At 50.8% G+C, this 12,621-nt stretch carries 14 protein-coding genes; 5 read left to right on the top strand and 9 right to left on the bottom strand.

Going from position 1 to position 12,621, the window contains the following annotated elements:
- Positions 1-75 precede the first annotated feature (75 nt).
- From ACHWTJ_RS02355 to prfA, 9 genes are all read right to left on the bottom strand, one after another.
- On the bottom strand, positions 76-1,431 hold the full coding sequence (locus ACHWTJ_RS02355; RefSeq protein ID WP_394679033.1) for a sensor histidine kinase: 1,356 nt from the start codon (positions 1,429-1,431) through the stop codon (positions 76-78).
- Positions 1,428-2,096 (bottom strand): response regulator transcription factor, encoded by a 669-nt coding sequence (locus tag ACHWTJ_RS02350; protein WP_394679032.1) that lies wholly within the window; start codon positions 2,094-2,096, stop codon positions 1,428-1,430. The genes ACHWTJ_RS02355 and ACHWTJ_RS02350 overlap by 4 nt, the downstream gene beginning before the upstream one ends.
- 74 nt (positions 2,097-2,170) lie before the next feature.
- Positions 2,171-3,430: a serine hydroxymethyltransferase gene (glyA, locus tag ACHWTJ_RS02345; protein WP_023469510.1), complete on the bottom strand. Its 1,260-nt coding sequence runs from the start codon at positions 3,428-3,430 to the stop codon at positions 2,171-2,173.
- Positions 3,431-3,541: 111 nt separating this feature from the next.
- Complete coding sequence (locus ACHWTJ_RS02340; RefSeq protein ID WP_023469511.1) at positions 3,542-4,081, bottom strand: TIGR01440 family protein; 540 nt, start codon at positions 4,079-4,081, stop codon at positions 3,542-3,544.
- Entirely contained in the window at positions 4,081-4,521 is a 441-nt protein-coding gene (rpiB, locus tag ACHWTJ_RS02335; RefSeq protein WP_294740232.1) for a ribose 5-phosphate isomerase B, read from the bottom strand. Before rpiB ends, ACHWTJ_RS02340 begins: the two co-directional genes overlap by 1 nt.
- A 5-nt stretch (positions 4,522-4,526) precedes the next feature.
- A complete protein-coding gene (locus ACHWTJ_RS02330) occupies positions 4,527-5,042 on the bottom strand; it encodes a low molecular weight protein arginine phosphatase (protein ID WP_023469513.1) in 516 nt (171 codons plus the stop codon).
- 17 nt (positions 5,043-5,059) lie between these two features.
- Positions 5,060-6,058, bottom strand: a complete 999-nt coding sequence (locus ACHWTJ_RS02325; RefSeq protein ID WP_294740231.1) for an L-threonylcarbamoyladenylate synthase — start codon at positions 6,056-6,058, stop codon at positions 5,060-5,062.
- A complete protein-coding gene (gene prmC, locus ACHWTJ_RS02320; RefSeq protein WP_394679031.1) occupies positions 6,055-6,903 on the bottom strand; it encodes a peptide chain release factor N(5)-glutamine methyltransferase in 849 nt (282 codons plus the stop codon). Before prmC ends, ACHWTJ_RS02325 begins: the two co-directional genes overlap by 4 nt.
- A complete protein-coding gene (gene prfA / locus ACHWTJ_RS02315; protein WP_394679030.1) occupies positions 6,903-7,961 on the bottom strand; it encodes a peptide chain release factor 1 in 1,059 nt (352 codons plus the stop codon). The genes prmC and prfA overlap by 1 nt, the downstream gene beginning before the upstream one ends.
- A gap of 156 nt (positions 7,962-8,117) precedes the next feature.
- Here prfA and ACHWTJ_RS02310 point away from each other — a divergent pair, with 156 nt between their 5' ends.
- From ACHWTJ_RS02310 to ACHWTJ_RS02290, 5 genes are all read left to right on the top strand, one after another.
- On the top strand, positions 8,118-8,486 hold the full coding sequence (locus ACHWTJ_RS02310; RefSeq protein WP_294744672.1) for a GntR family transcriptional regulator: 369 nt from the start codon (positions 8,118-8,120) through the stop codon (positions 8,484-8,486).
- The gene (locus ACHWTJ_RS02305; protein ID WP_394679029.1) at positions 8,480-9,346 is read left to right on the top strand and encodes an ATP-binding cassette domain-containing protein; all 867 of its coding nucleotides are present in this window, start codon (positions 8,480-8,482) and stop codon (positions 9,344-9,346) included. Before ACHWTJ_RS02310 ends, ACHWTJ_RS02305 begins: the two co-directional genes overlap by 7 nt.
- Entirely contained in the window at positions 9,339-10,313 is a 975-nt protein-coding gene (locus tag ACHWTJ_RS02300) for a hypothetical protein (RefSeq protein WP_294740226.1), read from the top strand. Before ACHWTJ_RS02305 ends, ACHWTJ_RS02300 begins: the two co-directional genes overlap by 8 nt.
- A 168-nt stretch (positions 10,314-10,481) precedes the next feature.
- Complete coding sequence (locus ACHWTJ_RS02295) at positions 10,482-11,840, top strand: alkaline phosphatase (protein ID WP_294740225.1); 1,359 nt, start codon at positions 10,482-10,484, stop codon at positions 11,838-11,840.
- Positions 11,841-11,851: 11 nt separating this feature from the next.
- Positions 11,852-12,499 carry a hypothetical protein gene (locus tag ACHWTJ_RS02290; RefSeq protein ID WP_394679028.1) on the top strand — a complete coding sequence of 216 codons (648 nt, stop codon included), beginning with the start codon at positions 11,852-11,854 and terminating at the stop codon, positions 12,497-12,499.
- Positions 12,500-12,621 lie beyond the last annotated feature (122 nt).

Genomic DNA, 12,621 nt, shown 5'->3' with positions numbered 1-12,621 from the left:
TGCGTGATCCCTCCTGTATGTTCGCTACAGGATTGATGATACGACTGCAATATGAACGGAACATGAACGCACGCATCATACGCGCAAAAAAGTTAATGTCACGGTCAAACCCGAGGAATCGGATGACAAGTTCGCATCCCCACCGAGTTGACGCATTGTCTCTTTAACGATCGCAAGTCCAAGTCCCGTTCCGCGCGATGTCCGAGACGCATCGCCTTGATAAAAGCGTTCGAAGGCATGTTCCATCTGTTCATCCGTCATACCTGGTCCTTCATCCTTGATCCGGACGATGACCTGGTTCGCCTGTTCTTCTGCTTGAACATGAATCGTCGCCCCGTCTGCTGAGACCGATACGGCGTTTCGGATGACATTTTGGAAGACATGTTCGAGTGCACTGGCGTCTGCCTGAATCTGTAGTGCTGGCGATACATCGAGTGCGACGGCGATGCCTTGCTCATCGAGCTGAAAGGCAAGTGTTGCGAGTGTCGTCTCTAGACTCGCGCGCAGATTGAGTGCTTGCCGCTTGAAGCGCCTTCCTTCATCGAGCTTCGCTAAGATCAACAATTGACGTGTCAGCTCCGACATCCGTTCTGCCTCTTGTTGAATGATCGTCCGTTTCCTGACGTCTTCTCCCGTCACGTCGAGTTGCCCCGCGTACCCTGAGATCGTCGTCAGCGGCGACTGAAATTCATGCGAGACGTTTGCGACGAACCGGCGTCGTTCCGTATCAGACGCTTCGACTGCCGCTGCCATCTCGTCAAACCGCCGGGACAGCTCTCCAATCTCATCGCGTGCTTTCGTTCCAACACGGATTCCGTAGTCACCGTCTGCCATCTGTTCCGTTGCTTTTGTCAGGCGCCGGATTGGGCGCACGAGATAACGGATGGAAAAGACAAGCATGAGGAAGCTGATCACGACCAACAATCCGAGAAACAGACCGACGAACAGGTGCAACTCCCGGATTTGCCGACTCAAGTCCGGTCGGACGAAGATCGCATCCGTTCCTTGCGCCGTCTTGACTGACGTGCCGTACGTATTAATGACTTCGTTATCGAATAGTCCAAGCAAGAAGAGGTGGAACGGATACTCACGCATCCCATAGTACGGTTGACCATTTTTCACTTGCTCGACAATTTGACTTGAGAGCGTTTCATCACGAAATGGATTTCCGTAACGCTCCGTTCCATGGTCCGTTTGGACATATAGTTGAAAGCCTGTCGCCTGTAACATCCGGTAAAACGATTCTGTCTTTCCGTCACCGTGTGTCTCGTAATAATCAATCGCTGTCTCGACCGCTTCCTCAACTTTTTGGCTATAGCTGTCCTGCCAAAACGTATAGTAGGCGATGTTACTAATTAATAGAGCGAGTAGTGCGGACACGAGTAGGACGACACAGACGAGTCCGACGATCTTTGTATAGAGGCTCCTCATGCTTCGACCTCCAACCGGTACCCGAGTCCGCGGACGGTCTCAATCTTCACCTGATTCGTCTCCTTTAAGCGTCCACGGAGTCGTTTGATATGGACGTCAATCGTCCGGTCATCCCCCATGAAATCAAGTCCCCAAACGTGCTCGATCAACTCCTCGCGACTGAAGACCCGCCCTGGGAAACTTGCCAACTGATGCAATAATTCGAACTCGCGCCGCGGTAATGTCCACTCAGTCGACTGGATCGTCACGAGCTGACTGCGTTTGTCAATCGTGACGTCCCCAAGATGCAGAACGGGTTGCGCCGCTTTTTGATAGCGCCGCGCCACGGCGTGGAGACGAAACACTAATTCTTCCGGATCAAACGGTTTTGTGATGTAATCATCGGCCCCTGCTGCAAAACCGTCCCGTTTATCCGTCAGCTCTCCGAGCGCCGTTAGCATCAAGATCGGGATGTCCCCGTTTTGCCGTAACCGCTCACACAAGACGAGACCGGTCTGTCCGGGAAGCAGGACGTCGAGTACGGCTGCTTCGAACGTCATCGTTTCAATCCAGGCGAGTGCTTCGTTTCCGTCTGCTGTCGCTCGTACGGCGTGTCCGTCGGCTTGTAACGTCGATACGACAAGTGATTGGATATGCGGGTCATCTTCAACGACTAGAATATACATCGTACGCCTCCTTTTTTAGACAAACAAAAATCCCCTCCCCCTTCTCATAATGAAAAGGACGAAGGGGATGACAGTCATCCGCGCTCTGGGTAGAGTGGGAAACGACCTGTCAACGCAACGACACGCTCACGTGCTTGTGCGAGAACATCTGCTTCTTCTGGGTGGTTCAAGACGAGTTCGATCAACTCAGCGATTTCTTTCATCTCCGCTTCCTTGAAGCCGCGTGAAGTCATGGCAGCTGTTCCGATCCGGATACCACTCGTAACGAACGGGCTTGCTGGGTCGAACGGAATCGTGTTCTTGTTGACCGTGATGCCGGCTTCGTCAAGCGCGTGCTCTGCGAGTTTTCCTGTGATCCCAAGCGGTTGCAAGTCGACGAGGAGCAAGTGATTATCCGTTCCGCCTGAGACGATCCGGAGTCCACGATTCGTCAATTCCTCACCGAGGACTTTTGCGTTCGTAACGACTTGACCGATGTAGTCCTTGAACTCTGGTGCAAGGGCTTCGCCGAACGCAACAGCTTTTGCAGCGATGACGTGCATGAGTGGCCCTCCTTGGATTCCTGGGAAAATGGCTTTATCGATTGCTTTCGCATGCTCTTCTTTGCAGAGGATCATCCCACCACGTGGACCACGCAACGTCTTATGCGTCGTCGTCGTGACGAAATGCGCATGCTCGACTGGGTTCGGATGCTGACCTGCTGCGACGAGTCCGGCGATGTGTGCCATGTCGACCATCAAGTAAGCGCCGACGCTGTCTGCGATTTCACGGAAACGTTTGAAGTCGATGACGCGCGGATACGCCGATGCGCCCGCGACGATTAATTTGGGTTTGTGCTCTTCTGCTAATTGTGCGACGACGTCGTAATCAATCATCTCTGTCTCTTGATCGACACCGTATTCCACGAAGTTGTACTGGACACCGGAGAAATTGACGGGGCTACCGTGCGTCAGATGGCCACCGTGCGAGAGGTTCATCCCGAGGACCGTATCGCCTTGCTCGAGAATCGTGAAGTAAACCGCCATGTTCGCTTGTGCACCCGAGTGTGGTTGCACGTTCGCGTGCTCCGCTCCGAAGATTTCCTTCGCGCGGTCGCGTGCTAAATTCTCAGCGAGATCGACATACTCACAGCCACCATAATAACGACGACCTGGGTAACCTTCTGCGTACTTGTTCGTCAAGACACTGCCTTGTGCTTCCATGACAGCTTGCGAGACGAAGTTCTCGGATGCGATCAATTCGATGTTATCCCGTTGACGACCTAGTTCCTGGCGCATTGCCGAAAAGAGTGCCTCATCTTGTTGTTTCAGATACGTAAGCGGTGTTTGTTCCATCTGAATTCCCCCATTTCATTTCGATAGACCTATCTTAACACGAATGTTTCGTTCCCGGCATCCCTAAAAACAACATCAAAAAAGCAAGGGGTGCGCAACCCCTTGCATCAATCATTCGTATTTAGCACGTGCTCCACCGATTAATTTCGGTCGTGTCACGGCTGCCGTCACGTGTGCCTCACCGATTTCCTTATGCGGCAAGCGCACAGGAATCGCAACAGCCTTCAAGTGCATCCCGATGAACGTGTCACCGATATCAATCCCGGCGTCTGCCTGAATCGCTTCGACGACGACCGGTGCCGAGAAGCGCTGATAGGCAGCACTCGCCATCGACCCACCGGCTTCCGGAACCGGCACGACCGTCACTGGATCAAGCCCGAGTCGTTCTGCCGTTTGCCGCTCAAGCGTCAGCGCTCGATTGATATGCTCGCAGCCTTGGAAGGCAAGATCGACTTGGTGCGAACGACGAAAGGCATCGAAGACGTCAAACAACGCGTCCGCAACTTCCGGTGAACCCGCCTTGCCGATTTGTTTGCCGATGACTTCACTCGTCGAACAGCCAATTACGAGCAATTTTCCTTTTAAGGAAAATCGTTCATCCAGAGCGTTCAGTGCTTCTTCTAAATCGTGCTGGATGCGTGTCAAGTCCATTACTTCACCTCATAATCTGAGATTTTGCAAACGCGGTTCTCATGACGTCCGCCTTCGAATTCCGTTTCAAGCCAAAGTTGTGCGATCTCACGTGCCAGTCCTGGACCGATGACGCGTTCGCCCATCGTCAAGATGTTCGAATCGTTGTGCTGACGCGTCGCTTTCGCGCTGAACGTATCATGGACGAGTGCTGCTCGGATGCCCTTGACCTTGTTCGCTGCGATTCCGATCCCGATTCCGGTTCCACAAATCAAGATACCACGATCAAACTCTCCATTCGCGACTGCCTCAGCGACCGGAATCGCGACATCCGGATAATCGATCGAGTCGGACGAATACGTACCGAAGTCCGTATAGTCGATGCCGAGCTCTTGTAAGAGATCGTTGATTTCTGCCTTTAACTTAAAACCGCCATGATCCGCGCCGATTGCTACTTTCATCTTTACTATTCCCCCGTTTGTTTAGGTTGTTTTTTCGGAAGTTTCCGTGTATCCGGAGCTTTTCTTCCGTTTCCGTTCTGCGTCAATTTTAACACAAGACGGTTGACGAGGGGTTCGAGTTCATTGCGTACTTGCCGGTAGACATTCATCGATCCGCCGTACGGATCATTGATATCCCGTTCAAGCCCTGTCACATATTCATATAAGGTAAACGTCCGTTCCTTCAGTTCCGGATAGCGTTCACCGACTTCTTGCTTGTGCTGACGCGTCATCGTCAAGATGATGTCGGACCAGCGTCCAAGTACATCATCGAAGACTTGCGTATAGTGCTCGAGTTCGATGCCGCGTTCGCGTAACACTTGTAGTGCGTTCTCAGACGCATCGAATCCTTGCATCGAACGTAGGCCTGCTGAACGGACATCGAATTCCTGATCAGCGACTTTCGAGCGTAGTAACGCCATCGCCATCGGGCTACGGCATGTATTTCCTGTACAGATGAATAAAACGCGACGTGTGCTCATCTCCGTATCCTCCTTCTTCAAGGGCGAATGACCCGACCACCTGCTGCTTTATGGAGGCGGTTGCGGACCGCAAGCCCCACCCCTTCTTCTGATAGGTCTCGTACAAAAATCTGATCCACCGTCGTCTGATCAAATCGCCGTAAACAATCGTAAAGACGTTGTGCCGCCGTCTCCATCGAATTACCAAGGGAGCAACGAACATCTGCGTCGACATCCTCCCCATCGAACAGGAGAACGCCCGTCTTGTGTCCGGTTTGTCGTGCATCATCGATGAGTTGCTGTAAGAATGAAAGATCCCCTTCGACGACGGACAGTGTCGCTTCCGGCGCATAGTGGGTATATTTCATCCCGGGTGCCTTCGGTGTAGCATCTTTCATCGATAAAGCAGGATCGAGTGTGACAGGACCGATGACCGACTCGATTTGTTCACGTGTCACGCCGCCCGGTCTTAAAATCGCCGGTGGCGTCATCGTACAATCGATGACAGTCGATTCGACCCCGATGCCCGTTTCCCCTCCATCGACGATCGCAGCGATGCGTCCCGAGAGGTCATATGCGACGTGCGCAGATGACGTCGGTGAAGGTTTTCCGGAACGGTTGGCACTCGGTGCTGCGAGACCCAGCCCTGTCGCTTCAATTAATTGAAGCGCGAGCGGATGGTCTGGCATCCGTAATCCGATCGTATCTAGTCCTGCTGTGACGAGTGTGGATGCGGTTCCGTTCGATTCGAGGATGATCGTCAAGGCTCCTGGCCAGAACGCCTCCATCAAACGTGCCGCGACATCTGGAATGTGCGTGACGAACTGATGTGCCTGTTCTACGGATGCGACATGGACAATCAGTGGATTGTCGGAAGGTCGACCCTTCGCGGCGAAGATTCGCCGAACAGCCGCTTCGTTCGTTGCGTCCCCTGCGAGACCATAAACGGTCTCGGTCGGCATCGCCACGACCTCTCCTTCCTGCAATAACCGAACTGCTTCATCCATCGTCTGTAAGTCAATCATTTCCGTCTTCACGCTGTACAATCCTTTCGTTCCGCATACACGATACGGTCTTTACCGTTTATATCTTTTAAAATACCCGTTTCCGCATTTGGATAACGTTCTTTTAACATCATTTGCACTTCTGGTCCTTGATTGTGTCCAATTTCAAACGCAATCAGTCGGAAATCGTCGCGTAAGACCCGCCCACTCTCCTCGACGAGACGTCGGTAAAAGACGAGACCGTCTTTTCCGCCAAACAGGGCGAGATGTGGTTCATGGTCGAACACGACTTCACTGAGTAATTCTTCTTCCTCGATATAAGGAGGGTTCGAAACAAGCACCCGGACGGAATCGTCCGCGAGCGGTGCGAGTAAATCTCCTTCAAGGAACGTCACGTCTCCACCAAGCGCTGCTTGATTTTGCTTCGCGACCGCGATTGCAGCTGGTGAAATATCGACGGTCGTGACCGGTTGCTCGAGTTCGAGGGCGAGCGTGATTCCAATCGCCCCACTACCGGTCCCGATGTCGACGATCTGTCCCGCCGTGAACGTCTCGTGTTTGAGACGTTCCGTCACGAAGACGATCAACTCTTCTGTTTCCGGTCGTGGAATCAAAACATCCGGTGTGACGCTAAAGTCTCGTCCGTAAAACGGCTGATAGCCGATTAAATGTTGAACGGGCACGCCGTGGACATGGGCAAGTAAGTATTCACTGAACCGTAAATCCTGCTCCGGCGTCAATTCATCGGACAAGCGGACAAGGAGCCCTGTCCGGTCGACTTCTAAGACGTGCATGAGTAACCATTCGGCACTCGAACCCTCGCGTCCTGCTTGTTCCATCATCGTTTTTGCCTCATTTAGACGTTTTGCGATCCGCATCAGTTTGCCGCCTCCGATGCCCGTGCTTGGTACTCCATGACGAGCGTATCGATGACTTCATCCATCTCACCTTGCAAGATTCGGTCAAGCTTCTGAATCGTCAAGCCGATCCGGTGATCCGTCACCCGGTTTTGAGCGAAATTATACGTCCGAATCCGTTCTGAACGGTCACCTGTACCGACAGCCGACTTCCGTTTTTCATCATATTCCGCTTGCTGCTCGCGTTGAATCTTATCGTAAACACGCGCGCGCAAGACCTTCATCGCTTTTTCCTTATTCTTGATTTGCGACTTCTCATCCTGACAGCTGGCGACGATCCCCGTTGGCACGTGCGTGACGCGGACAGCGGACTGTGTCGTGTTGACGGACTGTCCACCTGGTCCACTCGACGTGAACGTGTCGACTCGGACATCCTTATCGTGGATTTCAACTTCAACGTCTTCTGCTTCTGGTAACACGGCAACCGTTGCAGTCGATGTATGAATCCGTCCACCGGACTCCGTTGACGGAACGCGTTGGACGCGGTGTGCCCCGTTCTCGTATTTCAACTTCGAATACGCACCCGTTCCCTTGACGATGAAGATGATTTCCTTATAACCGCCCAGTTCCGTGTAGCTCGCATCGATGATCTCAATCTTCCAGTTCTGTTTCTCAGCAAACTTTGAGTACATCTTGAACAGGTCACCTGCAAATAAAGCTGCCTCGTCTCCTCCTGCCGCACCACGAATCTCGACGATGACGTTCTTGTCATCGTTTGGATCCTTCGGTAACAGTAACGCTTTCAGCTTCACTTCGAGCTCTTTGATCTCCGGTTCAAGCATCGCGACTTCTTCCTTCGCAAGGTCACGCATCTCAGGATCCGTCAACATCTGGCGCGCCTCTTGATAGGCTTCCATCTTCTCGCGGTAGATGCGGTACGTCTCGACGGTCGGGGCAAGTTGCGACTGCTCCTTTGAGACCTCGCGTAATTGATTCGTATCATTAATGATGGCTGGATCAGCCAACATATCATTCAGTTTTTCATAACGGTCCTCTAAGGCACTCAATCGATCCAACATCTCGGTCATCCTTCCTGGCGATTCTTCTGTCGTCAGTATAGCAAATATTTTAATAGAAGGCGTAGCGCTCTTCCTGAAAAGAAACATTGACAGAGCGTTTCTAAATTCCTATAATTGGTGTATTAATTGAATTAGTACACTTAAGGAGGTGAAGAAATGTTCACCGTCGATCCGAAAAGTCCCTTGCCGATTTATGAACAGTTAGTCATGCAAATCATCCGCTCGATTGCCCGTGGTCTACTCCGCTCTGGCGAACAGATGCCATCCGTCCGTGAACTTGCCGGTACACTCCTTGTCAATCCGAACACTGTCTCCCGCGCCTATCAGGAACTCGAGAGCCGCAACTTCATCGTCACGATGCGCGGCAAAGGCTCCTTCATCTCAGACATTCCACTTCATGAAGTCAAACAAGCCGCTATTCAAGATCCACTCATCCGCCTTTGTTCCGTCGCTGACGAACTCTCAATCTCAAACGAAGAACTTTATCAACTCATCTTACACATAAGGGAGGATTCCTCATGTTGACCGTTTCTCATCTAACGAAACAAATTGACCGTACTATGATTTATGAAAATGCATCCTTCACCCTACCGGCAGGAACGATCACTGCCTTGATCGGTCGTAATGGTGCTGGAAAAACGACGTTACTCAAAACACTCGTCGGTGCTCTTGAGCCGACACGCGGAAAGGTCGAATGGAATAATGAATCCATTCACCATGTCCCGCAGACGCGGAAGCACCTCTTCCTCGTTCCGGACTCCGTCTCTGTCTATCGCCAAATGACACTTGGTGAATTGATCAACTTCTATAATGCGTTCTATCCGAATTTCGAAAAGACGTATATCGAAAACTACTGTCGGTCATCGAATCTCGATCGTGGTCGTCGCGTCACTTCTCTATCAAAGGGACAAGCCCAATTATTCCTTCTTCAACTCGCGTTTGCAACGAATGCTCCCGTCCTCTTGCTCGATGAACCGACTGATGGACTTGACCGGATCAACAAACGCGATTATCTGAAACAACTCGTCTCGTTACTGGCGGAGCGCCAGACTGCCGTTCTGATTGCTTCGCATCAACTCGAAGAACTCGATTCCCTTGCCGACCGCGTCATGACGATTGAAAAACATCTCGTCCGCGAACCGAAGGCGCTCGACGACGCTAAAGCCAGTATGCAAAAATGGCAAGTCGTCTATGAGGACGTTCCGGAACTGGCACACGCCGATCTTCACATCTTATCCCAAACCGGTCGAGTCGTGACATTGCTTATCTTATCCGATGCAGGTGCACAGTATCTCGAAACGACAAACCCCTTGTTAAAGGATGCTTTGCCGGTGCAGATGGAAGATTACTTCTTAGGGACATTTGGAGGGAAACGACATGGTTAAGCAATTGATCCGTTATCATATCAAACAAGGCATCTGGCCGCTCGCCTGTTTCATTCTACTCGCGATCTTCAGTTATGGATTCGGTAGTTATACCGTCATTAATGAGTTCGAGAAATACGATGCGTCTCAGCAACCTGATTTAATTAACACTGTACTCGTCAGTCCCTTTTTCGCCGGATTTGCAGCGATCCTGATTGCCGTCTTTGCGATTCTGATGCTCGGTTCTGAGCGTGGAAGTGGTCGTAGTCTGATCTTGCATGCACTCCCCTTCCCGAAGGTCTGGTTATTCTGGATTAAATGGGCAATTGGTGTCGTGACATTGATCGTGTTCCCGATCATCGGCTTTTTTGCTAGTTGGTTATTACTGCAATCATTTGGCATCAATCCGTTTGATTACGTCACGTGGTCGTCACTCTTCCAAGATTTTGGTCTTTTCCTTCTATTTGATGTGACAATCCTGACGATCTTCCTATTCGCCGGAACGATTGCTGGTGACATCATCGGTCAGCTATTGCTCGGGACGTTCTTCTTATTCTTGAACTACTTCACGTATTTCAGCATCTATGCCATCGGTCAACTCGGCTTCGGTGTGACCTATGAGGAGTTAGATAAGCCAACCAGTTTTCTCATGACGATCACGACACCCTTCGCACTCTTTTTCGAAAACAATGTCGATCTGAATCTGACGTATCCTATCTTGTTCTGCTTAGCTTTGACGATCGCCTTACTCTTTTTCGGTAGTCGCTTATATGTCCGAGCAGCCAACGAACGACTCGGTCGTTTCACGATTTTCCCGAAACTACATCCGGCATTGATCATCACCTTCTCGATTTATACGACGATCCTGCTTGCCGGTATCATTGGATTGATTTCGTCTGAGAACCAGTTCCTGTACTGGCTCGCGATTGCGATTCTTGCTTGGCCAACCTTCAGCTCTTATCGCCGCATGATCGGATGGCGTCGCTGACGTATACGATACGGTCCCTTCTGAGATGTGCTTCAGAAGGGATTTTTTGAATTCACCCATTCTTCATAAAGCTTTACAAATGGTCCATATGAATTTCACATTTCCTCCGTAAGGTTGATTTTGTAGGTCGTATCGCCATAACCCATCATCTTTCGAGGAGGAATTTTTATGAAACTGAAACGCCTGATCCCGATTTTCGCCTTATCAACGCTTTCCCTCAGTACGATGTTTTCGCTGCCTGACGCCGAAGCAAAAACCAAACATACGAAGTCGCCAGAGATCCGAAACGTCATCTTCCTGATCGGTGACGGAATGGGTGTCTCGTACACGTCCGCACACCGTTACTTAAAGAACGATCCCTCGACGATGACGGCTGAAAAAACAGCCTTTGATCCCTATCTCGTCGGTCAACAGATGACGTATCCGGAAGATGCGAAGGAGAACATCACCGATTCCGCCTCTGCCGCGACAGCGATGTCGTCCGGTGTGAAGACGTACAATGCAGCGATTGCTGTCGATAACGATAAATCGGAAGTCAAGACCGTGCTCGAAGCGGCGAAAGAACGCGGCAAGTCAACAGGACTCGTCGCAACATCAGAAATCACGCATGCGACACCTGCCTCATTCGGTGCTCATGACGAAAGTCGTAAAAACATGAACGCGATCGCAGACGACTATTTCAAAGAACGTGTAAACGGCAAACATAAGATCGATGTTATGCTCGGAGGCGGGAAATCGAACTTCGTCCGTCCGGATGTCGACTTGACGAAAGCGTTCGAGAAAGATGGCTATAGCTACGTCACCGACCTCGATCAGTTACAAAAGGATAAAAATAAACAAGTCCTCGGATTGTTCGCGGACGGTGGATTGCCAAAACGAATCGATCGTGAGAATTCTGTTCCGTCACTTGCTCAAATGACGAATGCCGCGATCAAACGACTCGACTCGAATAAAAAAGGCTTCTTCCTAATGGTCGAAGGCAGTCAAATCGACTGGGCGGGTCATGACAACGACATCGTTGGTGCGATGAGTGAGATGGAAGACTTCGAACGGGCTTTCAAAGCTGCGATTGCTTTCGCGAAGAAGGATAAACATACGCTCGTCGTCGCAACAGCCGATCACTCGACTGGCGGTTACTCAATCGGTGCGGATGGCATCTACAACTGGTTCGCTGAACCGATCAAAGCAGCGAAGAAGACACCTGACTTCATGGCGCAGCAAATCGTCGATGGTGCGGATGTACGAAAAACATTAACGACATACATCGACCAAGACAAGCTCGCTTTGACGGATCAAGAAATCGACAGTGTTTCCCGTGCAGCTGAATCGAAGACATTACTCGACATCGATAATGCCATCGAAGAAATTTTCAACGAACGCTCGCATACGGGCTGGACGACAGGTGGTCATACGGGTGAAGACGTACCCGTCTATGCGTTTGGACCTGCGAAAGAACGATTCGCTGGTCAAGTTGATAACACGGATCATGCCAAAATCATCTTCGATCTCTTAAAGTCGAAGAAATAAGGAGACGTCTCATGAAACAGATACTTGCTACTTTGATGCTCGGGACGGTGCTTGCTGGTTGTGGCACTTCGACATCGCAAGATACACCAACCGAATCTCCGTCTGCGAAACAGGAGCAGCCGGTATCGCTTGAGAAAACGAGCGCCTATGTTCCGAACCCACAACTTCCAGACGACCGTCGGCTGACGAAAATCAATCAGACCGTGACGGATGACAAGGGCGATCTGACGCTAAAACAATTCAAACTCGTAAACGAAACGCGGAAGATTGGTCCGATCGAAATGACGATCGAAGAGATCAAAGTCTTTCATGCGCGTCCAAGCTATGGCATGATTGACTTCTTCCATGGTTTTACGCATGAGGAGTCCTTTGATCTGATCAAGACACGCGTCACGATTACGAACACCAGTGACGCACCGGTCACGTTCAATCCCGTCGCCCACTTCAAACTGAATGGCGAAGCGGAAAAGACACTCGAAGACGATGTTTACCTCGAGTCACTGGCGAAGACCTATGCTCCGTCTGAAACTCGCAGTGGTAACTTCGGGTTCATCTTGGAACGTCCAGTCAAGTCAATCGAACTCTTGACGAGTGACGTACTCGATGAAAAACAGGATGTCCTTAAAAAGGGAACGACGTATTCGACATCTCTTCGTTAACGATCATTCACGATTCTACGCTCCACCTGTTTTTCGGGTCGTTCCCCGATCATAGGTGGAGCTATTTTGATGCCTGTATTCGTTCCGTGCTACACTAAATGTACTATTTGAATGCAAAGGAC

The organism is uncultured Exiguobacterium sp. (assembly GCF_964277885.1).
Taxonomy (GTDB): Bacteria; Bacillota; Bacilli; order Exiguobacteriales; family Exiguobacteriaceae; genus Exiguobacterium_A.
The sequence above is the reverse complement of the archived record's forward strand: the minus strand, read 5'-3'. Positions and strand labels throughout refer to the sequence as shown.

Bases quoted from the DNA above. Each gene is read 5' to 3' on its own strand.
- ACHWTJ_RS02355 (WP_394679033.1), bottom strand. From the start codon at position 1,431: ATGAGGAGCCTCTATACAAAGATCGTCGGACTCGTCTGTGTCGTCCTA.
- ACHWTJ_RS02350 (WP_394679032.1), bottom strand. From the start codon at position 2,096: ATGTATATTCTAGTCGTTGAAGATGACCCGCATATCCAATCACTTGTC.
- glyA (WP_023469510.1), bottom strand. From the start codon at position 3,430: ATGGAACAAACACCGCTTACGTATCTGAAACAACAAGATGAGGCACTC.
- ACHWTJ_RS02340 (WP_023469511.1), bottom strand. From the start codon at position 4,081: ATGGACTTGACACGCATCCAGCACGATTTAGAAGAAGCACTGAACGCT.
- rpiB (WP_294740232.1), bottom strand. From the start codon at position 4,521: ATGAAAGTAGCAATCGGCGCGGATCATGGCGGTTTTAAGTTAAAGGCA.
- ACHWTJ_RS02330 (WP_023469513.1), bottom strand. From the start codon at position 5,042: ATGAGCACACGTCGCGTTTTATTCATCTGTACAGGAAATACATGCCGT.
- prmC (WP_394679031.1), bottom strand. From the start codon at position 6,903: ATGCGGATCGCAAAACGTCTAAATGAGGCAAAAACGATGATGGAACAA.
- prfA (WP_394679030.1), bottom strand. From the start codon at position 7,961: ATGTTGGATCGATTGAGTGCCTTAGAGGACCGTTATGAAAAACTGAAT.
- ACHWTJ_RS02310 (WP_294744672.1), top strand. From the start codon at position 8,118: ATGTTCACCGTCGATCCGAAAAGTCCCTTGCCGATTTATGAACAGTTA.
- ACHWTJ_RS02305 (WP_394679029.1), top strand. From the start codon at position 8,480: ATGTTGACCGTTTCTCATCTAACGAAACAAATTGACCGTACTATGATT.
- ACHWTJ_RS02300 (WP_294740226.1), top strand. From the start codon at position 9,339: ATGGTTAAGCAATTGATCCGTTATCATATCAAACAAGGCATCTGGCCG.
- ACHWTJ_RS02295 (WP_294740225.1), top strand. From the start codon at position 10,482: ATGAAACTGAAACGCCTGATCCCGATTTTCGCCTTATCAACGCTTTCC.
- ACHWTJ_RS02290 (WP_394679028.1), top strand. From the start codon at position 11,852: ATGAAACAGATACTTGCTACTTTGATGCTCGGGACGGTGCTTGCTGGT.